Here is a 24,278-nt window from a genome sequence, read left to right on the forward strand (position 1 = left end):
TGCCCCCCCCCCAGGGCCCCCAACCCGCTTTGCGGCCCGGGGGGTGGCCCCCCCCCCCGGGACCCACCCCCCGGGGGGCCCGGGGGGGTTCCGGGCCACGGGGGTGCCGTGAACCCCGCCGGCTCACCGAAGTGGAGCGCCGTCCCGGGGCGGAGGCCACCCCGGGACGGCGTGCGGCGGCCTCAGCCGCGGACGTTGACCGTGGTCGGCGCGGAGATGCCGTCCCGCACCGGGTGCTGGTCGTGCCAGCTCTTGAGCTTGTAGAGCGCGCTACGGAACTGGACCGCGCCGCGCTTGGTCACCTTGACCTTGGTGGCCGCCTTGACGTTGCGCGTCCCTTCCACGCACTTGACGGACTTCCAGTCGCTCCAGTGGCCCGCCTTGACGGCGGTGCGCTCCTGCAGGCAGAGGAGCTCCAGACGGGCGCTGTCATCGCCGCCCTGGCCACGGACCTGCACGGTGGCGCCGACGTGCGCGGTGTGCGCCGAGGCGCTCACCGAGATGCTGCTCTTGGCGGCCGCGGGACCCGCCGCCAGGGCGACCGCCGCCACCCCCAAGGCACCGATGACCGCGACCCGGCGGCCCTTGCGCACACCGCTGTTCAGACCCTGCTTCATTGCGTTTCCCCCGATGTGGAAAGTGATCATCGGCGGCGAAGACGACGTACTCCCCGAAGCCGTTGCGGGACCGGGGTGTTACCTGCGTCACCCCCGTCAGACCAGCGGAGCGAAGAAATACGTCTCGCGCCGGGCGAAGCGCTGGTCCTCGTCGAGCAGGAAGAAGTCGGCGAACTCCAGCGACACTTCGCTGCCGTCCTTGAGGACTCCCTCGAACCTTCCGTTCACGGCCACCCGGTTGGCTTCCGCGACGGTGGTGACAATGGTGTGCCTGCCCCGGACGATGACGCGTTCACCGGAGTAGAAGGCGTTCAAGGCGGCGCGCCCCCGCATGGGCCGGTAACCGGGGCGGTGGTAACTGGCATCGTCGGCGAAGAGGCTGACCAGCCCCGGTATGTCATGGGAATCGACCAATCGGTAGTACTCGCGCACCTTGGCCAGCGCGACTGGGGACACAGGGTTCACGCTCCGTCTCAGGTCGTCGCCGTGCTCGCGTGGTGCTCCAGGCCGGCCGGATCCGGCTCGAAGCGGACCGGCAGACGGCTGAAGCCGGTCAGGAAGTTGGAGTGGATCCGCTGCGGTTTCCCGGCCGTTTCGAAGTCCTGGGCGAAGTCCCGGAGGGCGGAGAGGAGTTCGGAGATCTCGACCCGGGCGAGATGGGCTCCCAGGCAGAAGTGCGGGCCATAGCCGAACGCCAGGTGTTTATTGGGCGATCGGTCCAGGGCGAAGGTATCGGGCTGGTCGAAGGCCCTCTCGTCGCGGTTTCCGGAGCTGTGCCAGAGCGTGATGAGGTCCCCGGCCCGGATCCGCACACCCGCGATCTCCGTGTCGGCGAGGCAGGTCCGGCCGAAGTGCATGGTGGGGGAGGCCCACCGGAGCACCTCCTCGACCGCGCTGCTCAGTTCGACCGTTCCCTCGCGGAGCCTGCGCCATTGCTCCGGCTCGCGGGAGAGCGCATGGACAGCGTCGATCATCGAAAGCCTGCTGGTCTCGTCGCCTCCGATGATGAGGCTGTAGCAGTTGAGGACGATTTCGTCCTCGGTCAGCGGTTGCCCGTCGATCTCGCCCTCGGCGAGCATGCTGATCACATCGCCGCCGGGCCGCTTTCTGCGCTCCTCCAGCAACTCACCGAAATACAGCAGGATTTCATTGCGTGCCATGAGCGCGTCGCGCTCATCGGCGTTCCGGGTGTCGGAACTCAGTGCCGACTTCGTCAGGGTGAGCAGCTGGCCGCGGTCGGTCTCGGGGACGCCCAGCAGGTCGGCGATGGTGTTCATGGGGATGCGGGAGGCGATGTCCGTGGCGAAATCGCACTCACCGCGCCGCACGGCCGCCGCCATCAGCCGACGGGTGTGGTCCCGCACTCGCCCGGAGATATGGTCCAGGGTGCGCGGGGAGAACGCCCTCAGGATGATCTTCCGTAGTTCGCGGTGACGGTGGCCATCGGTGACCGGGAGCATAAATCCGGCCGCCGAGTCCCCGCCGGAGACCAGGGTGGTCAGCACATTTCCGCCCGCCGAGCCAAAGGAGGCGCTGTCCCGGTAGACGGACAGGATGTCGGCATGGCGGGACACCACCCAGAATCCCGGCCGTTCGGCGGTCTCCGGGTGCCGGCAGACGGGGCTGCCGTCCCTGAGCCGTCGCCAGAACGCGGTCAGGTCCCGGCCGTCGAAGGTCCGGGGATCGGTCAGGTCCACCGTCTGCGGGAGTTGGCCGGTGGCTTCGTTCCTCACTGCCGCTCCTCGGAAGTCCTGAGCTCGGCGAGGAGCTCCTCTTCGGACAGCTCCGCCACCTCGGCCGCCACCTGTTCCTCGACCAGCCGGGCCAGCGCCGCGACCGTGCGCCTCTCGAAGAGCGCGCGCAGGGAGACGTCCACGCCGAAGAGGTCGGTGATACGAGAGGTGATACGGGTGGCGATCAGTGAGTGGCCCCCGATCTCGAAGAAGTCGTCTTCGACGCCCACCCGTGGCAGCCCCAGGACGTCCGCCCACAACTGGGCCAGGGCGGCCTCGCACTCGTCCCGGGGCGCCACATACTCCGCGCCGGTCCCATCGGGAACCGGCAAGGACTTGCGGTCGATCTTTCCGGACGTGGTGATGGGCATCCCCGGCAGTGGAACAAAGACATCGGGGAGCATGTATTCGGGCAAGGTGCCGCTGAGGCGGGTACGGAGCTCTCCCCTGGCCGGGTCCTGGCCGTCTTCGGGGACGTACCAGGCGATAAGCCGCGGTACGCCCGAGATCCGGGCCGTTCCCACCGCCGCGTCCCGGATCTCCGGCAGCGCGCGCAGGGCGATCTCGACCTCCCCGGTTTCCACCCGGTAGCCGCGTATCTTGACCTGCCGGTCCGCCCGGCCGAGGAATTCCAGGGTGCCCCGGGAGGTCCAGCGGCCCAGGTCCCCGGTCCGGTAGAGGCGGCCGCCGGGCGCCGGGGCGAAGGGGTCGGGCAGAAAGCGCTCGGCGGTCATCGCGGGGGCACCCACGTAGCCTCTGGCGAGTCCGGCCCCGGCGATACAGATCTCGCCCGGCAGGCCGACGCCCACCGGTCTGAGCCGGTCATCCAGCACATATACGCGGACGTTGTCGATCGGCCGTCCGATGCCCGTGTCCCGCTGGGGCAGTTCGAGCCGGGACGCGGTCGCCAGGACCGTGGTCTCGGTGGGGCCGTAGACATTCAGCACGGGCACGCCGGGAGCGTGTGACGGCTGGGGGCGGAAGAGGTCCCCGCCGGTCAGTACGGTGCGCAGCCCGGTGAGCTCGCGGAGGGGATGGCTCACCAGCTCTTCCGCCATGGCGGTGGTGGCGAAGGCGACCGTGGTGCCGGTCTCCCTGAAGTACTCGATCAGGCGCTCGGCCGAGGGGACGGTGTCATCCGGCGGGAAGTGCACAGTGGCGCCGGCGAGCAGCGCGGACCAGATCTCCCAGCCGGCGGCGTCGAAGGAGACGTTGGCCACCTGGGTGGTGATGTCGCCGGGGCCGAGACCGGTTTCGCGGAGGTGCCAGTCCAACAGGTTGGCGAAGGACCGGCGCTCGATCGCCACCCCCTTGGGCCGGCCGGTGGAGCCCGAGGTGTAGATGAGGTGCATCAGGGCGCCGGGCGGGGAGCCGGCCGCCGGCCGGGGAGCGGACGGCTTCCCCCGCTGGTGCTCGGCCACCAGCAGCGTGGGCACCCCGCCGGGTACCGAACCGGCGGAACCGGCGTCGGTGAGGATCAGCCGGGCGCCGGAATCACGGAGCATAAAGGCCATGCGCTCCCGCGGCAGCCGGGGATCGAGCGGGAGACAGGCCGCTCCCGACCTGAGCACCGCCAGCCAGGACACCACCAGGTCCACGCCGCGCGGCAGCAGCACCCCGGCGACCCGCTCGGTGCCCAGGCCCTGGCGCCGGAGCTCGGCGGCGAGGCACTGTGCCCGGGCGTCCAGCACGGCATAGGTCAGCCGGTCCGGTCCCGACACCACGGCGGTGGCTTCCGGGTTGCGGCGGACCACCTCCTCGAAACGCTCCAGGACGTCCTGGACCGGGGGGAGTTGCCGATCGGTGGCGTTGATCCCGGCCAGCAGCCGCTCCTCGTCCGCTCCCAGCATGCGTATGTCGTGGACCTGGGCGTCCGGATCGGCGCAGACGGCCGCCAGAAACGCACGGTAGTGGCGGACGAACCGGTCCATGGTGGCGGCGTCGAAGAGGTCGGTGGCATAGACCAGATAGCCGGTGAGCCCGGCTTGTCCCCGGTCGAGCAGGTGCATCTCGATGTCGAAGCGCGTGGCCTTGGTCGCATCGGCGAAGGGAGTGGCCTCGATCCCGGGGAGGGAAAAGGGGCCGCCCTGTCCGTCCGGATCGGTGTGCAGCAGCTGGAAGGTGTTCTGGATGAGGGAACCGCCGTCGAGCCGGCCCGGCAGGCCCAGCTCCTCCACCAGCTGCTCGAAGGGGAGCTCCTGCCAGGAGAACGCCTCCAGCAGGGCCGTCCGCACCTGGGCGATCAGCTCGCTGAAGGTGGGGGAGCCGGTCAGGTCGGCCCGCAGGGGCAGGACATTGACGAAGTAGCCGACCAGGTCCTCGAGTTCCGGCTCGGTACGGCCGGCGGACGGGCAGCCCACGATGACCTGGCGGGTGCCCGCCCAGCGGGACAGCACGGCCTGGTAGGCGGCCAGCAGCACCATGAACGGTGTGGCGTGGTGGCGCCGGGCCAACGCCCCCACTTCCGTGGTGAGTTCCTCGTCCAGGGTGAATTCCACGACATCCCCCCGGTGGCTGGGCACCTGGGGGCGCTGCCGGTCACCGGCCGGCTCCGGTGGCTGGGGCTCGGTACCCAGATGGCCGCGCCAGAAGTCCACATACTCCGCGCGGATCTCACCGGACAGCCGGTCGCGCTGCTCCGCGGCGAACTCCGCGTAGCTGAGCCGCAGTTCCGGCAGCTCCGGACGGCGGCCGTCGGCGAGGGCCCGGTAGGCGGCGGAGAGGTCCCGCGCCAGGACGTCCAGGGACCAGGCGTCGAAGACGCTGTGATGGGCGGTGAGCAGCAGTATGTGGTCATCGGTGCCGAGCCGCGCCAGGCCGGCCCGGAACAGCGGCCCCTGTGACAGGTCGAAGACTCTGGCCGCCTCCGCACCGGCCCGTTCCCCGGCCGCCCGGAGCGGGTCGGGATGATGGGACAGGTCCTCGAACTCCAGCCGGAAGGAGTCCTCGGCGCCCACCAGCACATGGGGGGTGCCCTGTTCCTCTCCGAACCGGGACCGCAGCACCTCGTGCCGGCCGACCACATGACGGAAGGCCAGGCCGAGCGCCGCCACATCGAGCGGACCACGCAACCGGAAGTCATGGGTGATGGTGTAGGCGGGCAGCCCGGGGTGCAGCTTCTCCGTGACCCACAGCCGCTGCTGGCCGTAGGACGGCGTCCGTCTGGCGTCGGTGTTCATCGATTCTCCTGGCAGACTCACCGCGGCTCCCCGGGCAGCCGCTCGCCGAGCCTGCGCAGCAGGTCGGCGGTGAATGCCCCGGGGTCGGTGTTGAAGTGGAAATGACCGCCCGGCAGGATCACCGTCTCCACCGGTCCGGTCGTGGTCTCACGCCAGCCGGCCAGCGCGGCCGGGGTGGTTCCCGGGTCGTCCGCCGACCCGTAGACGAGGACCGGACAGTCGAGCACGGGCCGGGGCGTATGCCGATAGGTCTCCGCGATCGCCACATCGGCCTGGAGCGTGGGCAGGACCAGGTCCAGCAGTTCGGGCTGGTCGAACAGGCCGGGGTCGACGCCACCGAACCGCGCCAGGACGCGAAGCATCTCCCGGGGAGGCAGCCGGTGCAGTCCTTCGGGGTCGCGGTGCTGGGGGGAGGACTGCCCGGAGACCACCAGGCAGGCGGGGGAGATCCGATGGGAGCGAAGGAGCTCGCGGGCCAGCTCATAGGCGAGCAGGGCCCCCATGCTGTGGCCGAACAGGACGAAGGAGGACCCCAGATGAGGCCGTATCTCCTCGGCGAGGTCCGGTACCACCTCGGCCGCCGAGCGGGGCATCGGCTCCCCGAAGCGCGCGCCGCGTCCGGGCAGCAGCGCCACCTGGACGTCGTACCGGGCGCGGAACTCCGGCAGCCAGGCGTCGAAGGACTGCGGGGTGCCGCCCGCGAACGGCAGGCAGAACAGCTGAGTTCGGCCCGGCGCCGGCCGGGTCAGGCCCCGGAAGGCCACCGGGGTCCGCGCCCCGGTGGCCGTGGCACCCGCCTCGCGAGCGGCGGTGGCGAAGTCCGCCAGGACCGGCCGGTCGAACATGGTACGCAGGGGCAGGTCCACGCCGAAGTGCTGCCGGACCTCGTGGACGACCTGGGGAACGGCCAGTGAATGGCCGCCGAGTTCAAAGAAGTTGTCGTGGGCGCCGATGTGTTCGGTCTTCAGCGCCCGGCGCCAGATCTCGGCGATGGCACGCTCCGCCTCATCACGGGGTGCCACACCGCTCCGGCTCGCCTGGTCCGGCACCGGCAGCCGGGCGCGGTCGAGTTTGCCGGAGAGGGTCAGCGGCAGCTCATCCAGGACGATCACGGAGGCCGGGACCATATAGCCGGGCAGCCGCTGCCGGAGACCCTTCATCAGCTCGGCGGGGGCCGGCGAGGCGCCGGGCATCCTGGTCGCATAGGCGGACAGTTGGAGACCGCCCGCCCCGGCTTCGGTGACGGTCACCACCGCCTGCCGCACACCGGGCAGTTCCGCCAGCGACGCCTCGACCTCCCCCGGCTCGATCCGGTATCCGCGGATCTTCACCTGGAAGTCGATGCGCCCCAGGTACTCCAGGGTGCCGTCGGTCCGCAGCCGGGCCCGGTCCCCGGTGCGGTACATGCGTGCCCCGGGCTCATCGCTGAAGGGGTCGGGCAGGAACGCCCGGGCGGTCAGGCCCGGTTGCCGGAAATAGCCACGGGAGAGGCAGACACCGGACAGATAGACCTCGCCCGGCAGCCCCGGCGGAACCGGCACCAGCTGGTGGTCGAGCAGCCGCACCCGGACATTGGCGATCGGGGTGCCGATCGACGGGTTCGCCGGCCAGCCGGCCGGTGCTCCGGTGATCCGGTGCGCGGTCACCACATGGGCCTCGGTCGGCCCATAGTGGTTGTCGATGGCCGGTGTCTCCAGGCGCTCCGCCAGCTCACGGATGACGGCACCCAGTCTGAGCGCTTCCCCGGCCGGCACGATCTCGCGCAGGGGAGGCAGTGGTCCTCCGGTGCGCGCCGCCGCGGCGGCGAGCTGCTCCAGCACCGGGGGCGGGCAATGCAGCCGGCGCACCCCGTGCCGTGCCATGAGGGACAACAGCTGCTCGGGGTCGCGGCGTTGGTCCTCGGACGGCAGCACCACCCGCTCGCCCGCCGCCCAGGTGGTGAACATCTCCTGGAAGGACACATCGAAGTTGATGGCCGAGAACTGCAGCGTCGGGCCGGCCGCCGAGGTGCGGCGAAGCTGCCAGGCGATCAGGTTGAGCAGCGGACGGTGGGTCATCATCACGCCCTTGGGGCGGCCGGTGGAGCCCGAGGTGTAGATGACATAGAGCAGATTGCCGGGACCGGCCGTGCGTGGTGGGTTGACGGCGGGTCGTTGGCCGATCGTGGTGTGTTCGGTGTCCAGACAGATCACCGGCTCCTCGGCCAGGACGGTCTTGGCCAGCTCCGACTGGGTCACCGTCAGCAGGGCGCCGGCCTCGGCCAGGATATGGCGCAGCCGCTCGGGCGGGGTCCCGGGGTCCAGCGGCAGATAGGCGCCACCCGCCTTGACCACGGCCAGCAGGCCGATCAGCATATGGGGGCCCCGCCGGAGGCAGAGTCCCACCACGGTTTCCGGACCCACACCGCGTTCGCGCAGCAGCCAGGCCAGCCGGTTGGCCCGTTCGTTCAGTTCCGCATAGGTCATCGCGGTCTCGCCGCTGATCAGCGCGGTGGCGTGGGGAGTGGCGGCCGCCTGCCGTTCGAAGAGCTCCCCGACGGTGAGTTCCGCTTCGAAGGGCTGCTCGGGCCCGATCCCGGCCGCCAGGGCGGCGTCACACTCCCCGGCATCCGCGAGCGGCGCCCGGGACAGCCGCAGCGAGGGTTCCTCGACCGCCGCGTCCAGCAGGTGCAGGTAGTGCCGGACGAACCGGTGCGCGCTGCCGGCGTCGAACAGGTCCCGCGCGGCGATGAGTTTGCCGGAGAGACGGTCCTCACCCGGGTCATAGAGGTGGAGTTCGAGGTCGAAGCGGGTGGTGGTCTCGTCCAGCGGGACCTCGGTCACCTCCGTTCCGGCCAGTCGCAGCCGGTCCAGTTCGCCCGTGGAACCCTGGTTGAGCAGGCCGAACCAGACCTGGAATATCGGGTTCCGGCTCAGGTCGCGGGATGCGGAGACCTCGTCCACCACCTGCTCGAAGGGCAGATCCTGATGGGCGTGGGCGTCCAGCACGGTATCCCGCAGCCGGTTGACCAGCGTGCTGAACGGAGGGTCGTCCGCGAGCCGGGTCCGCAGGGCCAGCGTATTGACGAAGAACCCGATCATTGGCTCGAGTTCGGACCGGGTGCGTCCGCTGACCGGGGTGCCGACCACGATGTCATCGGCGCCGGAGTGCCGGGCCAGCAGTCCCTGGAAGGCGGCGAGGGTCACCACAAAGGGAGTGGTGCCGCTCGCCGCGGCCAGCTCCCGCAGCCGCTTGACCGTCGGGCCGGGCACCTCGAAGTCCACATGGAGACCGCGGTAGGTGGCGGCCGGCGGCCGGGCCCGGTCGGCCGGCAACTCCAGTGCCGGTACCGCCTCGAGCTGCCGGCGCCAGTACGCGGCCTGGCGCTCCATGGCCGGGGTGCGCAGCCTTTCCTGCTGCTCCGCCGCGAAGTCGGTATAGCGCAATGGAAGTTGGGGAAGGCGAGGCTCGGCGCCGCGCAGATGTGCGGCGTAGGCCTCGGACAGTTCGCGGACGAACACCCCGGCGGACCAGCCGTCGAAGACGCTGTGATGCACCGTCACCAGGAAGAGGTGATCGTCATCGGCCACCGTGACCAGCCGGGCGCGCAGCAGCGGCCCGGCCGTCAGATCGAAGGGGGCGACCGCTTCCTCGGCACACAGTGCTTCGACGGTCGTCCGGCCCTCCGTGGTGGTCAACCTCTCCTGGCGCAGCACCCGTTCGGGAACCGGGTCGACGATCTGGTAGGGGCGGCCGTGCGCCTCGGCGAAGCGGGTGCGCAGCTGCTCATGCCGGGACACCACGGTGCGCAGCGCCCGGTCGAGCGCTGCCGCGTCGAGCGGGCCTCGCACGCGGTAGGCGGCGGGGACGTGGTAGGCGGAACCGCTGGGCAGCAGCCGGTCGAGGAACCAGATCCGTTGCTGGGCCGAGGACAGCACCGGCCGCTCCTGGGTATGGGCCCTGGCGGGTGCCGCCGGGACGGTGCCGGCGGCCCGCTCGCGCAGCCGCCTGCGGACCAGTTCCCGGCGGGCGGCGTCCAGTTCGCCCTGGATGCGGTCAGTCATCGGCTCCGCCGTGCTCGGCGTGGATGAATCCGGCCGCGGCCAGGTCGGCGACGGTTCCCAGCACCGCGTCGGTGATCAGTGTCAGATCGTCGTCGGTATGCGCCGTGGAGAGGTAGCAGTTGCGCCCTTCCCAGACGTAGATGCCGCGGTTGAGCAGATGGTGGAAGAACAGGTCGGGATAGCCGAAGCCGCGCCCGAAGACAAACCGGAAGAGTGAGCCCGCCCGCTCCACCCGCAGTGGGGTCCGGTCCTGTTCGAAGGCCGCGTTGAGCGTCGTCCGCAGCCGTTCGGCGCGTGCGTTCAGCTCGTCCTGGAGCCGCGGGCTCTCCTCCTTGACGCGGGTCAGCACGGCGTGTGCGGCGGCCATGGCGAGCGGGTGCTTGGAGAAGGTTCCGGCGAACACCGTGGTCTCGGCGCTGGGCCAGGAGTCGTCGCCGTACTGCCAGAGGCCGCCGTCGATGGGTGCCATGAATCGCTCGCTGCCGGAGACGGCGCCGATGGGCATGCCGCCGCCGATCACCTTGCCGTACACCGCGAGATCCGCCCGCACTCCGCTGAGCGCCTGCATTCCTCCGGCGTGCAGCCGGAATCCGGTGATCACCTCGTCGAAGATCAGCGCGATCCCCAGCCGGCTGGTCACTTCCCGGAGTTCGCGGAGCCAGGCGAAGGGCTGGACCTGCGGCACTCTGCTCTGCACGGGCTCGACCACGACGGCCGCCAGACTGTCCGCATGGGCGGCGATGACGTCAAAGGCGGAGGAGTCGGCGAATTCGCCGATGATGACGTCCTGGGACATCGATGGCGGCGTGCCGCGGGTCAACGGGACGGCCGTGCCGGGTGGTTGGGCCGGATCGCTGGACCTGCGGGAGAGGACACCGTCGAAGGTGCCGTGGTAGGAACCGGAGAAGATCAGGATCTTCCGGCGGCGGGTGACCGTACGCGCGGCCCGGATGGCCACCATGACCGCCTCGGTACCGGAATTCTGGAAGGCGGTCCGGGGCAGGCCGGTGAGCTCCGCCATGAGCTGGGAAACCGCTCCCGCTTCGGTGTTGTAGGGAGCGAGCGGAATCCCCCGGGCGAGCCGGTCCGCTATGGCGTCGCGGATGAACGGCGGGTTGTGGCCGAAGAGGTTGACGCCGAAGTCCATCGAGATGTCCAGGTATTCATTGCCGTCGACATCGACGATGCGGGATCCGTCGGCCCGGTCCGCCACCAGGGGATAGGTGATCTCCTTCCACAGGCCATGGAATCCGGCGGACAGCCTGCTGTCCGCATGAGTCGGCCGGTGCAGTGCGGCGAGCCGTTTGGAGCCGGCGGTGCGTTCCTCGATGGAGGTGATCAGAGATTTCACATGCTGGAGCTGGTCGGATGTGAGCTCTCGTCCGTGCTGCCTCCGGTGCGGCTGATAAGGGCCCAAGGCCACCGGTGGTTCCTCGGCCGGGGGGAGCACCGCCTGGCGCGGTGTGATCCGGGCCGGTGGCGCGGTGCGGGCCGAACACCCTTGGAGAACTTCGAGTTGCTCCCTCATCACCTCCAATTGGAGGGCGATGATGTCGCGTTCGAGCCGGGTGTCCTCCTCCTGGCCGCTGTCGGCAAGAGGCGGAAGGGCCGGGACGGCCGGCTCGGCGGAGATGTTGTCCGGTGTGGCGATGCCATCCGGACCGGGGATTTCCCGGCCGGCGAGGTCATCCGGTACCGGCGAAGGTGTGACAGTTCTGACTCCGCCGCCCTGTGCGGCCACGTATCCGGCCAGCGAAGCGATGTCGGAGTGCTGGCCGAGCAGGTCCCGGAACGGCACATCGATGCCCAGCCGGTCCTCGATCACCTCGGTGGCTTCCACCAGGAGGAGGGAGTCCGCGCCCAGCTCGATAAAGGACACGTCCTGGGGGACCTCTGCGGCGGGGAGGCCGAGAAGCTCGCCGAATAACTTGCGCAGGGTCTCTGTGATTTCCGCCGGGATGGTCACCATGTCGCTTTTGGGTGATACCTGTGATTCGCTGTCCAGGTTCGACAATTTCTCGGAGCCTCGCCTTCAATTCGTGGGGGCAGGGCGGCGATTATGGTTGTGACGCAAGACGTCTCATGCTTGCCCAGGAAGGGTGCCGGTGTAAAGAAAGAGCGATCCCTGTCACACGCAATGACTCATGAAGAGCATGGATTCGGTGTGAAGGGTGCGCAGTCGCCGCGCCGTGCCAAAAGGGATGAAGGGGCTGCCTGCGGCCCAACTTGCCCGTGACGCCTGTGGTTTGGATCACATCGGGCTTGGTATTCCCTTGACTGAGCCGAGACCCGCCGCATATGTATTGAACATGTCCAGGAATGTAGGACCCCTCTTAGCGTTACTGGCTGCCGAGATGGTTTCGGTCTCCGGGTCCCTGGTGACCCGGGTTGCCCTGCCGTGGTTTGTTCTGGCGACCACAGGTTCGGTAGGGCGGATGAGCCTTGTGCTGGCCGTTCAAATGCTGTCCATGGCGCTGTGGGGGATACCTGGAGGGGCCTTCGCCGCCCGGCTGGGCACGCGAAGCTTTATGCGGCTGGCGGATGGCACACGAGCCGTGCTGGTCGCCTCGGTGCCGCTGCTCCACTGGCTGAACTGGCTTACGCTGCCGGTGCTGTTGGTGCTGGTGTTCCTGATGGGCGGCTTCTTTACGCCCTATTACGCGTCCCAGCGGGTTCTGTTGCCGGAGATTGTCGGCGAGGACGAACGTCTGCTGGCCCGGGCCAACACCCTGTTGGTCACGGCGAATCGAGTGACTCTTCTGGTGGGTGCCCCGCTCGGCGGTGTCCTGGTCGCCGCCTTCGGCGCGCAGAAGGCACTGTGGATCGACGCGGCCAGTTTCCTGGTGTCATTCCTCCTGATCTCCTTGTTTGTAAAGGCAGGTAAGGTCCCGCCGGCCACCATCGGCCGGGGTGAATTCTTCGCGGGAATTCGGTTCCTGTGGCAGGATCGCGTGCTGCGGCTGTGGACCGTGGCCAATATCGGGTTCGAGATGGCCTGGCAGTGTGTCTTCGCCGCCGTTCCCATCCTGGCCTTCTCTCGTTACGATGACGATCCGCGTGTCGTGGGTATATTGCTGGCGGTATTCGGTGTGGGGGCGGTCGCGGGAAATGCTGCGGTCCTTCCCCTGATGAAGGTCCTCAAGCCCATAAGGCTCATGATCGTGGGTGCGGTCGCGGAGTCCTTGGTGCTGTGGGTCGCCGTGATCGATCTGCATGCGGTGACCTTTGGATGTGTGCTCTGCCTCGGTGGGTTGTTCATGGGATTCATCGAAGGGCCCACCACGGCACTGCAGACCGGGCGCACTCCGCCGGGCCTGCGTCCGCAGTCCATGTCAGCGTTTATGACCCTGACTCTGGTGGCGGGCGCGTCCGCGCTCACCATGACCGGCCCCGCGTTCTCGGCTTTTGACCCCAGAATTCCCTTCGCCGTCGTGGCTTCGCTCTATTCCGTGGGCACCCTGCTGTTGATCGTTTCCACCGCATGGCTGTCCAACGGGCCGGAGGCCGAAGCCGTTTCGGTCTCCGTCGGAAAGACAGAGGATCCCGTGTGAGTGACGTTGAACAGTCCCTGCCGCACCATGGCCAGGCGGCACCGCGCGCCGCCGTGACGCTGCCGGCCGGCCTCGTGGCGAGGCTGAGCGCCGTCGGCGGCCGCGCGGGCCTCTTCCCGGTGCTGCTCACCGCCTTCGCGGTACTGCTGGCCCGGCACCACGGACAGCGCCGGATTCTGATAGGCACTCCGCACCAGGCACCGGACACGCCGCCGGCCACCCTCGGTGTCACCGTCGACCTTTCCGGCGCTCCTCGCTTCACCGAGGCTCTGCGCACCACCGACGCCCGGCTGCGGGACATGGCGGTCCAAGGCGTGTCCCTGGGACAACTGGTGCGCGAAGTCGCGGAGCAGGACTCCGACTCACCGCTGGTGCACGCCCAATGCATCTTCACCGAAGCCGCCCAGGACGGGCCGGGCCCCCTTGAACCGGCCTCCTCCGACCTCGGTCTGTGGTTCCGGCCGGAGGGCCGTGATCTCACCGCCACCCTGGTCCACCGGCCCGGTGCGGTGGCCGAGGAGACGGCGGAGCGGATGATCGCCCGCCTGCTGACGCTGCTCGAAGGCGTGGCCGAGGATCCCGGCCGACCGGTCTTCCGGCTTCCCCTGCTGCCGGCCGGGGAACGCCAGGCGCTCCTGCACTCCTGGAACGCCACCGCCGGTGAGCCACCGGCCGGCGACCGGCTCCTCCACGATCCGGTGGCCCGGCATGCCGCACTGACCTCCGGCCGGCCGGCCGTCTCCGGCCCTGCCGGAACGCTGACCTACGGCGAACTCGAGGCGGAGGCAAACCGGTTGGCACGCCATCTGCTGGCGGAGGGGATGTCCCCCGAGACTCCGGTCGCGGTCTGTCTGCCCCGAGGACGCGTCGAATCGGCCGTCGCCATGCTCGCGGTACTCAAGGCGGGCGCCGCCTATCTTCCGCTGGACCCCGCCTACCCATACGACCGGCTGCGCTACATGCTGAGCGACTCCGGGGCCGGTGCGCTGATCACCGCTGATGACGCCTTGCCGGCCGGACTCGCCGCGGGGCTGCCGGTGGTGGACCTCGGCCGGCACCGCCAGGCGATCGCAGGGCGTTCGGCCGGCCCCTTGCCGCGCACCGGCCACCCGGACAGCCTGGCCTATGTCATCTACACCTCCGGTTCCACCGGCCGCCCCAAGGGAACCGCGATCAGCCATCGCAGCGCGGTCAACCTGGCCGTCGCGCAGGGAAGTTGTCTGGACGTCCGGCCCGAAGACCGGGTCCTGCAATTCGCCTCGCCATGCTTCGACGCATCGGTGTGGGAAATCGTCATGGCGCTGTCGGCGGGTGCCGAACTCGTCCTGGCGGGACCGGAAGAGGCCGGCGGGGGACCCGCGCTGGCCGAGCTGCTGCACGCGCGGAGCATCAGCCATGTCACCCTGCCCCCGTCGGTCCTCAGCCAGCTGGACCCGGCGGGCCTGCCCGGCCTTCGGGTCGTGGTTTCCGCGGGCGAGGCATGCCCGGCCGATCTGCCCGGCCGCTGGGCGGCGGTGCCACGGTTCATCAACGCCTATGGGCCCACCGAGTCCACGGTCTGCGCCAGCCTCGGTGAGGTCGTCCGCGGGACCGACGGGGCCCCGGACGGCAACCTCTCGCCCGCCATCGGGCGGCCGGTGGCCAACACCCGGGTGTATGTGCTGGACGCCGAACTTCAGCCGGTGCCGGTGGGCGTCCGGGGGGAGTTGTATGTGGCCGGGTGCGGGCTGGCCCGGGGCTATCTGGGCCGGTCCGCGCTGACCGCGGAGAGGTTCTTACCCGATCCCTTCGGTCCGCCGGGCGGTCGTCTCTACCGCACGGGTGATCTCGCCCGCTGGGACGCCCAGGGCAATCTGCACTACCTGGGACGTGCCGATCAGCAGCTGAAGATCCGCGGTCATCGCATCGAACCCGGCGAGATAGAGGCCGTTCTGCGCCGCCACCCCACCGTGCGGGACGCCGTGGTGACCGTACGGCAGGGCGCCCAGGGGCACCCCCGGCTGGTGGGCTACGCCGTCCCCGCCGAGCCGCCGGCGGATCCCGGGGCGCTGATGGACGAGCTTCGGGAACGGCTGCGCGCGCGTCTGCCCGGATATATGGTCCCGGCCGATCTGATGCTCCTCGACCGGCTGCCGCTCACCCCCAATGGAAAGGTGGACCGGGCGGCGTTGCCGGAGCCCGAGCGCAGCCATGGCGCGGCCGGGCAGGCACCACGCACCGAGCTGGAGCGGGAGCTGCACCGCCTGTGGACCGAGCTGCTCGATACCGGTCAGGCCGGTGTCACCGACGACTTCTTCGCGCTGGGCGGTGATTCGCTGCTCGCGGCGCGGCTGACCGCCCGGATCCAGGAGTGGCTGGGCATCCGGGTGCCGGTCCGGGCCGTGTTCACCGATCCGACGATCGAGGGCCTCGCCGCCCGCCTCGGTCCGCTCGCCCGGCGGCCGGACCCCGCCGCCCCGTCCGGAGTCATCCCGCGCGACCCCCGACGCCCCTCGCCTGCCTCCTTCCTCCAGGAGCGACTGTGCTTCCTGGAACAACTACGGCCCGGCACACCCCTGTTCAACCTGCCCACGGCCCTGCGCCTGCGCGGCGACCTCGATGTGCCGGCCCTGCGCAAGGCCATCGCTCACCTGGTGTCCCGGCACAAGATCCTGCGGACCGTCTTCACCGAGGAAGACGGCCGGCTGGTGCAGCGGGAGACCGGTGGGCCGCGAGCGGGCCTGGTGATCGAGGACTGCCGGCAGGCGGCCGCCCCGGCCGTGACCCGGCGCATCGAGGAGCTCAGCCGACAGCTCTTCGATCCGGCCCAGGGCCCCTTGCTCACCACCACACTGCTCAGGACCGGTGAGCGGGAGCACATCCTGCTGCTGGTGCTGCACCACGCGCTGGCCGACGCCTGGTCGATGCCGGTCGTCTTCGACGAGCTGACCGTGGCTTACCGGGCCTTCCGCTTGGGCCAGGAGCCCCGGCTCCCCGAACTGCCCGTGCAGTACGCCGACTTCGCCGTCTGGCAGCGCGACCGGATGCACGACCAGGAGCACCACCGGCAGCTCGCCCACTGGCGCGAGAGGCTCACCGGACTGCCGCCCGTCCTGGAGCTGCCCACCGACCGGCCACGACCGGCGGAGATGTCCTTCCGAGGGGGCAGGGTGCGCTTCTGCCTGCCCCCCGCGCTCGCCGCCCGCGCCGCCGCCTTCGGGCGGGCCGGCGGCGCCACCCCCTTTATGGTGCTGTTCGCGGCCTTCGCGGCGCTCCTCGGCCGGTACAGCGGCGAACGGGACCTGGCCATCGGCACCTCCCCGGCGCTCAGACCACCCCGCACCGAGCAACTGATCGGCCCCTTCGTCAACACGGTGCCCTTGCGGGTGGATCTCGGCGACCGCCCCGGCCTGCGGCGACTGGTCGGGCAGGTCCGCGAGACCACGCTCGGCGCGTTGGCCAACGCGGACGTCCCCTTTGAGCGGATCGTCGAGGAGATGCGGCTCAGCCGGACGCTCGACCGCCCGGCCCTGGTCCAGGTGACCTTCAATCTGCACACCATGGGCCGGACGCTCCCGCGTCTGCCCGAGGTTGACGCGCAACTGATGCACACCGACACCGGAACCAGCCAGTTCGACCTCGCGCTGGCCCTCTGGGAAGAAGAGGACGGCGGCCTCAGCGGTGAACTGGACTACAACGCCGACCTCTTCGAAGCGCCTACCGCCGAGCGCATGGCCCGGCACTACGGGCGGCTGCTGGAGGAGCTGCTGGACCAACCGGACCGCGATGTCCTCCAAGCCCCGCTCCTGGACGCCATGGAGCGGGACCGGCTGCTGACGCGGTGGGGGGACGGCGGCCCCGGGCTCGCCGGCCCGGCCCTGCCACGGCTCTTCGCCGAGCAGGCCCGGCGCACCCCCGACGCGGTGGCCGTGACCGCCGGGAACGGCCGGCTGAGCTATGCACAACTCGAGCGCGACGCCGAACGGCTGGCCCACCGGCTGCGCGCACAGGGGGCGGGACCCGAGACGGTCATCGGCGTCTGTCTGCCCCGCGCCACGGACCTCCTGGTGGCGCTCCTTGGCGTGCTCAAGTCGGGCGCCGCCTATCTGCCCCTCGACCCCGGGCATCCGCCCGCGCGCACCGGCGCGCTGCTTGCCGACGCGGGCGCGCACGCGGTCATCGTCACCGACACCACCCGGAGCCGGTTGCCCAAGGAGCTCGCCGTGCCTCGCGTCGAGGTGCGCGCGGAGGCCGATGACCCGCCCGCCCGGCGGCCCCTGCCGGATCCGCATCCGGACTCCCTCGCCTATGTGATCTACACCTCTGGCTCGACCGGGCGTCCCAAGGGAGTCGCGGTCACCCATCGCGGCCTGGCCAACTATCTGCGGTGGGCGCGCACCGCCTACCGCGGCGGCGCCGACGGCACCGCTCCGGTCGCCACCTCGGCCGCCTATGACATGGCCGTCACCCCGCTGTTTGTCCCGCTCATCAGCGGCGGCACCACCGAACTGCTGCCGGGCTTCGCCGAAGACCCGGAGGCGGGCATGGCGCTGCTGGACCGGGAACAGCCGCCGGGCCTGCTCAAGGTCACCCCCTCCCACCTGAGGACGCTGCTGGACCGGCAGCGGACAGGTGCGGAGATCCGCTGGCCCAAGGCCCTGATCGTGGGCGGGGAACAGCTCACCGCCGATGTGCTGCGCCGCTGGCGGGAGTCGGGCGCACCATGCGAGGTCCACAACGAGTACGGCCCCACCGAGACGGTGGTCGGCTGCTGTGTGCACGCCTGCACGCCCGCCGACCTCGCGGACGACGGCCGGGCGCTGCCCATCGGCCGCCCGGTCGCCGGCACCCGGCTCCTGGTACTGGACGACCGGATGGAACCGGTGCCCCCGGGCGTGCCCGGCGAGCTCTATATCGGCGGCCATGGTGTGGCCCGGGGCTATCTGCACCGCCCCGGAGCGACCGCCGGAACCTTTCTCCCGGACCCCTGGAGCGGGGTCCCCGGCGCGGTGCTCTACCGGACGGGGGACCTGGTCCGTCACCGGCAGGACGGCGTCCTGGAATTCCTCGGCCGTAAGGACGGCCAGGTCAAGCTGCGGGGTTTCCGGCTGGAGCCCGGGGAGACCGAGGCCGCCCTGCGCCGGCACCCGGCGGTCCGTCAGGCCGTGGTGCTGGTGGACACCGAGGCGGCGGCGGAGCCGAGGCTGACCGCCTATGCCGTCGCCGCCCCGGGCGTCACCCCTCCGGACAACGCTGCGCTCCGCGACTTCCTGCGCGGGTTCCTTCCCGGGCATGCCATTCCGGTCGCGTACGCCTGGCTGGAGAGCATCCCGCTCACCCGCAACGGCAAGGTCGACCAGGCCGCCCTGCGCCGGGCCCGCCCCAGCGGCCCCGAGGCACCGGCCACGCCGCCGAGGAGCGGCCCCGAGGAGGCGGTGGCCGCCGTCTGGTCGCGGGTGCTGGGACGGGAGGGCATCGGAGCCGATGAGAACTTCTTCGACGCGGGCGGAAGTTCACTGCTGGCCGTGCGGCTGCACAGCGAACTCCGCGCGCTGTCACCCGAGTTCCCGCTGGTGGCGGTCTTCCGTCATCCCACCATCCGGGCGCTCGCCCGCTACCTGGAGGACCGGCCCGCCACCGAGGCGGCCGTCCAGGCGGGTACCGACCGGGCCGCGGCCCGAAGAGCCGCCCGAGGGCGGCGCACCAGACGTGCAGGATCACCGGACGGGGAAGTGACGCGATGACGACACAGGAGCAGACGGCCGAACCGGATGGCCGGATCGCCGTCATCGGACTGGCCTGCCGCTACCCCGGTGCGCGGAACGCGGAAGGCTTCTGGGCCAATCTGCGCTCCGGGGTGGAATCGATCTCACGGTTTCCCGGGAGCGGTGCCCCGGACTCCCGGACCGTCAACGCGGCCGGGGTGGTAGCGGACATCGACCGGTTCGACGCCGCCCTGTTCGGCTGCACCGCACGGGACGCCGCCGTTCTCGACCCCCAGCAGCGGCTCTTCCTGGAGTGCTCCTGGGAGGCGCTGGAATCGGCCGGCTATGACACCCTGCGCTACCCCGGGTCGGTCGGGGTCTTCGCCGGACAGGCGTCCAGCGCCTACCTGAGACGGATCCAGGCCACTCCCGGGCTCCGCGACCGGATTCCCCACCGGCGCCTTGAACTCGGCAACGACAAGGATTTCCTGGCCACTTCGGTCGCCTACCGGATGAACCTCCGGGGCCCGGCCATGAGTGTGCAGAGCGCCTGCTCCACCTCGCTGGTCGCGGTCCACCTGGCCGCCCAGAGCCTGCTCAACGGCGAGTGCGACCTGGCCCTGGCGGGCGGTGTCTCGCTGCGCGTCCCGCAGGAGACGGGCTATGTTCCCGAACAGGGCATCAGCTCGCTCGACGGACACTGCCGAGCCTTCGACAAGGACGCCAGCGGCTCGGTGCCCAGCGGCGGGGTGGGGGTGGTCGTCCTCAAGCCGCTGGCCGCGGCGCTGGCCGACGGGGACACCGTTCGCGCCGTCATCCTGGGATCCGCCGTCAACAACGACGGTGCGGCCAGGGTGGGTTATACGGCGCCCGGCGTGGAGGGGCAGACCGCGGTCATCCGGGAGGCGATGGAGATCGCCGACGTGGATCCGGAGAGCATTTCCTATGTCGAGGCCCATGGCACCGCCACCCCGCTGGGCGACATGATCGAGGCGGCCGCCCTCACCGCCGCGTATCACACCCACACCGACCGGCGCGGCTGGTGCCGGCTCGGCTCGGTGAAGACCAACATCGGCCACGCGGACGCCGCGGCCGGGGTGGCCGGGCTGATCAAGACCGTGCTCGCCCTGGAGAACCAGCTCATTCCGCCCAGCCTGAACCACCAAGAGCCCAACCCCCGGATCGGCTTCGAGAACACCCCGTTCTCCGTCGTCACCACCGCCACGCCCTGGCTCCGCACCGCCGCCCCCCGCCGGGCCGGCGTGAGCTCCTTCGGCATGGGCGGCACCAACGCCCACCTGGTGCTGGAGGAGGCACCGGCCACCACCCCCGCCGACGGCGGCGGAGCGGACGAACTGCTTCTGCTGTCGGCACTCACCCCTGCCGCCCTGGACCGGCTGCTGGACCGGACGGCGGCCTTCCTCCAGGACAATCCGGGTGTGCGCCTGGCCGACGCGGCCCATACGCTCCGGGTCGGACGACGGGTCCTTCCCCACCGTGCCATGGTGGTCTGCGGCGATGCGACCGAGGCGGTCCGGGTGCTGTCGGCGAAGGAGGCGTACCGGGGCCACGCCCGGGACGAGGCTCCCCCCGTCGACTTCTTCTTCTCCGACGGCCCTTCGGACCCTGCCGGACCGGACCCGGAGCTGGCCGTCCAACTCTCCCGGCTGTCACCGTCCTTCGCCGCCGATTTCGCCGAACTGGCCACCGTGGTACGCACCGAGACCGGCCAGGACGTCCAGCAGGACGGCCGCCTGCTGCTCTTCGCCGTGCAGACGGCCCTGGCCAGGCAGTTCACCGCCTGGGGAGTGCGGCCGCGGGCGGTGAGCGGTGATGGCGTGGGCCGCCATGCCGCCGCATGCCACTCCGGGGCACTGCGCCCGGCGGAAGCGGTACACGCTCTGCTGAACAACCGGAACGACCGGACCGGTGCCCTGGCGGAGGCCATCGAGCCCGGCCCGCTGACCGTGGTGATCGGCGGGGCCGGGGAACCCGGCGGAGGCGGGTGTGCCATACCGCTGCACGGCCGGACCGCGGCCCAGGCATGGGCCGGTCTGCAGACCGCGCTGGGCAGGCTGTGGACCGAGGGCGCCGCCGGCGCTCCGTCGACGATGCCCGGGGACGAGCACCGCCGCCGCATTCCGTTGCCCACCTATCCATTCGAACGTGAGCGGCACTGGCTGGCGGCCGAGCCGGAGATCTCCGAGGCGAGCGATCCCAGGACCGTTCTCCGCGACCAGCTCCAGCTCATGCGTACCCAGCTCGCGTTTCTCTCCTCCCGCCAGGATCACAACAGAGAGCAGCTCTCGCTATGAAGACCATCCGGGCGACCGACCAGCAGCGTGAGGTCTGGCTCGCCAGCGGCTTCGGCGATGCCGCAGGCCGCGCGTATGTCTGCCCGATATCCCTTGAGTTGACCGGCCCGCTGGACGTCACAGCGCTCGTCGAGGCGGTCGACGCCCTGGTCGAGCGGCATGAGTCCTTGCGTTCTTCCTTCCACGACGGCACCGAAGTCCGCGTACACCACGGGCTGGTGGTGAACGTCCCGCTGGTGGACCTGGCCCACTATGCCCCCGACCGGCAGCACGCCATGGTGCGGGAGTGGTATGCCGCCGAGCGGCAGCGCGTCTTCGACCTGGAACGGGCACCGCTGCTGCGCTGCACCCTGCTGCGGCTGGGTGAACAGCGGCATCACCTCGTCATCACCCACCACCACATCGTCGCCGACGGGTGGGGCGGGGATGTGCTGCTGCGCGATCTCGGCTCCCTCTACCGGGCCCGCCACCATGGCAAGGACGACGACCTGCCCCCGGCCCCGGGCCTTGCCGCGCACAGTCAACGCCAGGCGGCCCGGGCCGAGTCGGCCGCGTTCGCCGCCGAACGGGCCTACTGGGAAGGGAAGTTCTCCGATGGCTTCCCGGAGTTCCGGATTCCGCCGGACGAGCCGCGCCCCACGGCTGACGCCGGTGAAGCGGGCCATATGCGCATACCCTTGCCGGAGGGCCTGGTTCAGGACCTGCGCCGGCTGAGCGCCCGTCACTCGGCGACGCTGTATATGACCATGCTGGCGGCGTTCCGGGTGTTCGCCTCCCGGGTCAGCGGCGTGGACGACCTGGTCATCGGCAGCTCGTACCTCAACCGTGGCTCCGCCGAAGAGCGCGAGCTGGTCGCCCACTGCGCCAATGTCCTGTGCCTGCGCACCCCGGTCTACGATCCGCGGCAGCGTTTTGACGCGCTGCTCGAGGCGGTGCGCACGGAGGTGCTCGGCGCCAATGAGCACGCCGGCTATCCGCTGCAGCGGCTGACCGAGGGGCTCAGGGCCCAGGAGCCCCGGCGTTCCAAGCTGGTCACCACGGTCTTCAACATGGAACGCGAGGGCATACCGGCCGACTTCGGGCCCGGGATCCAGGCGCGGCCGGTGTCCATGGACGCCCTGCCCGGCACCCCGTTCGACTTCACCCTGACCGCGGTGCAGACCGGCCGGGAGGTGTCCCTCGACCTGATTTACGACGGTGGTGTGTACTCCTCCGCCACCGCACGGCGTTGGCTGGAGCAGTACCGGACGCTGCTGGCCGCCGTGGCCGAGGATCCCGCCGGCCGACTGGGCCGGCTGCCGATGATGTCGCAGGACGAACGGCGCACCGTCACCCTGGACTGGAACCGCACCGAACGGGACATCCCCCAGGACCGGTGCCTGCACCACCTGGTGAGTGAGCACGCGGCCCGCACCCCCGATGCGCCCGCCGTGGTCTCCGCCGCCGGGACGCTGAGTTATGCGCAGCTCGACACGGCCGCCAATCGGCTGGCCGGCCGGCTGCTGGCGCAGGGCGTGACCCCGGACCGGACGGTGGCCGTCTGCCTGCCGCGCCGGCCCGAACTGATCGTCGCTCTGCTGGCGGTGCTCAAGGCCGGGGCCGGCTACCTCCCCCTGGACGCGGCCTACCCCGCCGCGCGGCTGACGCATATGCTCCAGGACTCGGGCACCTCTGTGGTGATCACCCGTCGGGGCATCCTGCCGGATGCCGTCACGGCCGGACGCACCATCGTCGAACCCGGACAGCAGGGGGAAGAGGGCGACCGGCTCCCGTCCCAGGCACCTGAAGTGGACGTGCGTCCCGAGAACCTTGCCTATGTGCTCTACACCTCGGGGTCCACCGGAACCCCCAAGGGCACGATGACCAGCCATCGCAGCGTCATCCGGCTGGTGTTCGGCCTGGACGGGCCACAACTGGGCCCGGACCGGCGGATCCTGGCCGCGGCGCCCGTGACCTTCGACGCTTCGACTTTTGAGATCTGGGGTGCGCTGGCCCACGGTGCCGCCTGCGTGCTCCACGGCGACACCGTGCCCGACTATCACAGCCTGTTCGCGACCATCCGCGACCACCAAGTGGACACCGCCTGGCTGACCTCGGCCCTCTTCAACGGGATTGTCGACTCCGGGCCGGAGGAATGGCGGCCATTGCGCCGGCTGCTGGTGGGGGGCGAGGCTCTGTCGCCCGGCCATGTGCGCCGGGCGCTCGCCCGGCTGCCGGAGACGACCTTGATCAACGGCTATGGGCCCACCGAGAGCACCACCTTCGCCTGCTGCTATGAAATCCCCCGCGACCTCCCGGCGGAAGCGACCGCGGTGCCCATCGGCAGGCCGATCGGCCACACCCGGGCGTATGTGCTGGACGCGGATCTGCGGCCGGTGCCGGTGGGTGTCCGGGGGGAGTTGTATGTGGCCGGGTACGGGCTGGCCCGGGGTTATCTGGGCCGGTCCGCGCTGACCGCGGAGAGGTTTCTGCCCGATCCCTTCGGTCCGCCGGGCGGTCGTCTCTACCGCACGGGTGATCTCGCCCGCTGGGACGCCCAGGGCAATCTGCACTACCTGGGACGTGCCGATCAGCAGCTGAAGATCCGCGGTCATCGCATCGAACCCGGCGAGATAGAGGCCGTTCTGCGCCGCCACCCCACCGTGCGGGACGCCGTCGTCATCGCCTGTGAAACCGGCCCCGGGGACAGGGAGCTGGCCGCCTATGTGGTTCCCCGGGAGGGCCGTTCCCCCTCCGAGGAGGAGCTCGGGGAGTTCCTCCGTGCCACCTTGCCGGACTATCTGTGCCCCTCGCGGATCATTTCGCTGGACGCGTTCCCGCTGACCGCCAACGGCAAGCTGGACCGCGCCGCACTGCCCGGTCCCTCCCGCCAGGAGGTTCCCGCGGAGCCGGCCCCGGACCAACGCACCGCCACCGAAGAGCGGTTGGCGGCGCTGTGGGCCGAGGTGATGAAGCGGGACGACATCGGCCTGGACACCGACTTCTTCGAGATCGGCGGCCACTCGCTGCGCGCCACGCAGATCGTCTCCCGCATCCGGCGCACCTTCGCGGTGAAATTCCCCATCCCGGCGTTCTTCGACGCTCCGTCGATCCGCGCCCAGGCAAAGATCATTGACACACTTCTCCAGGAGGCTTCCGTTGATCGATGACGAGCAG

The 24,278-nt window shown here is 70.6% G+C and carries 10 protein-coding genes; 4 read left to right on the forward strand and 6 right to left on the reverse strand.

The features are described from left to right. Positions 1 to 182 precede the first annotated feature (182 nt). The 6 genes from ACIHFE_RS24630 to ACIHFE_RS24655 form a co-directional block, all read right to left on the reverse strand. Positions 183 to 617, reverse strand: coding sequence for a hypothetical protein (locus ACIHFE_RS24630; RefSeq protein WP_400109655.1), 435 nt, complete (start codon positions 615 to 617; stop codon positions 183 to 185). A gap of 96 nt (positions 618 to 713) precedes the next feature. Next, entirely contained in the window at positions 714 to 1,073 is a 360-nt protein-coding gene (locus tag ACIHFE_RS24635; protein WP_400109657.1) for a nuclear transport factor 2 family protein, read from the reverse strand. 17 nt (positions 1,074 to 1,090) lie between these two features. Beyond that, the gene (locus tag ACIHFE_RS24640; RefSeq protein ID WP_400109659.1) at positions 1,091 to 2,350 is read right to left on the reverse strand and encodes a cytochrome P450; all 1,260 of its coding nucleotides are present in this window, start codon (positions 2,348 to 2,350) and stop codon (positions 1,091 to 1,093) included. Continuing rightward, positions 2,347 to 5,529: an amino acid adenylation domain-containing protein gene (locus ACIHFE_RS24645; protein ID WP_400109661.1), complete on the reverse strand. Its 3,183-nt coding sequence runs from the start codon at positions 5,527 to 5,529 to the stop codon at positions 2,347 to 2,349. Before ACIHFE_RS24645 ends, ACIHFE_RS24640 begins: the two co-directional genes overlap by 4 nt. Before the next feature lie 17 nt (positions 5,530 to 5,546). After that, positions 5,547 to 9,572 carry an amino acid adenylation domain-containing protein gene (locus ACIHFE_RS24650; RefSeq protein ID WP_400109663.1) on the reverse strand — a complete coding sequence of 1,342 codons (4,026 nt, stop codon included), beginning with the start codon at positions 9,570 to 9,572 and terminating at the stop codon, positions 5,547 to 5,549. Beyond that, on the reverse strand, positions 9,565 to 11,541 hold the full coding sequence (locus tag ACIHFE_RS24655) for an aminotransferase class III-fold pyridoxal phosphate-dependent enzyme (protein WP_400109665.1): 1,977 nt from the start codon (positions 11,539 to 11,541) through the stop codon (positions 9,565 to 9,567). The genes ACIHFE_RS24650 and ACIHFE_RS24655 overlap by 8 nt, the downstream gene beginning before the upstream one ends. A 340-nt stretch (positions 11,542 to 11,881) precedes the next feature. Between ACIHFE_RS24655 and ACIHFE_RS24660 the strand changes: the two genes are divergently transcribed. Genes ACIHFE_RS24660 through ACIHFE_RS24675 form a run of 4 tightly spaced genes read left to right on the forward strand, consistent with a single transcriptional unit; the run spans position 11,882 to position 24,271 of the window. Further along, positions 11,882 to 13,123 carry an MFS transporter gene (locus ACIHFE_RS24660; protein WP_400109666.1) on the forward strand — a complete coding sequence of 414 codons (1,242 nt, stop codon included), beginning with the start codon at positions 11,882 to 11,884 and terminating at the stop codon, positions 13,121 to 13,123. Continuing rightward, on the forward strand, positions 13,120 to 18,846 hold the full coding sequence (locus ACIHFE_RS24665; RefSeq protein ID WP_400109668.1) for an amino acid adenylation domain-containing protein: 5,727 nt from the start codon (positions 13,120 to 13,122) through the stop codon (positions 18,844 to 18,846). Before ACIHFE_RS24660 ends, ACIHFE_RS24665 begins: the two co-directional genes overlap by 4 nt. Continuing rightward, entirely contained in the window at positions 18,843 to 21,122 is a 2,280-nt protein-coding gene (locus ACIHFE_RS24670; protein ID WP_400109670.1) for a type I polyketide synthase, read from the forward strand. Before ACIHFE_RS24665 ends, ACIHFE_RS24670 begins: the two co-directional genes overlap by 4 nt. After that, complete coding sequence (locus ACIHFE_RS24675; RefSeq protein ID WP_400109672.1) at positions 21,119 to 24,271, forward strand: amino acid adenylation domain-containing protein; 3,153 nt, start codon at positions 21,119 to 21,121, stop codon at positions 24,269 to 24,271. The genes ACIHFE_RS24670 and ACIHFE_RS24675 overlap by 4 nt, the downstream gene beginning before the upstream one ends. The last annotated feature ends 7 nt before the right edge of the window (positions 24,272 to 24,278 follow it).

Source organism: Streptomyces sp. NPDC052396 (genome assembly GCF_044593195.1).
Taxonomy (GTDB): Bacteria; Actinomycetota; Actinomycetes; order Streptomycetales; family Streptomycetaceae; genus Streptomyces.

What these genes read in the sequence shown, in the direction of transcription:
- ACIHFE_RS24630 (WP_400109655.1), bottom strand. Translation starts at nt 617, where the DNA reads ATGAAGCAGGGTCTGAACAGCGGTGTGCGCAAGGGCCGCCGGGTCGCG.
- ACIHFE_RS24645 (WP_400109661.1), bottom strand. Translation starts at nt 5,529, where the DNA reads ATGAACACCGACGCCAGACGGACGCCGTCCTACGGCCAGCAGCGGCTG.
- ACIHFE_RS24650 (WP_400109663.1), bottom strand. Translation starts at nt 9,572, where the DNA reads ATGACTGACCGCATCCAGGGCGAACTGGACGCCGCCCGCCGGGAACTG.
- ACIHFE_RS24655 (WP_400109665.1), bottom strand. Translation starts at nt 11,541, where the DNA reads ATGGTGACCATCCCGGCGGAAATCACAGAGACCCTGCGCAAGTTATTC.
- ACIHFE_RS24660 (WP_400109666.1), top strand. Translation starts at nt 11,882, where the DNA reads ATGTCCAGGAATGTAGGACCCCTCTTAGCGTTACTGGCTGCCGAGATG.
- ACIHFE_RS24670 (WP_400109670.1), top strand. Translation starts at nt 18,843, where the DNA reads ATGACGACACAGGAGCAGACGGCCGAACCGGATGGCCGGATCGCCGTC.
- ACIHFE_RS24675 (WP_400109672.1), top strand. Translation starts at nt 21,119, where the DNA reads ATGAAGACCATCCGGGCGACCGACCAGCAGCGTGAGGTCTGGCTCGCC.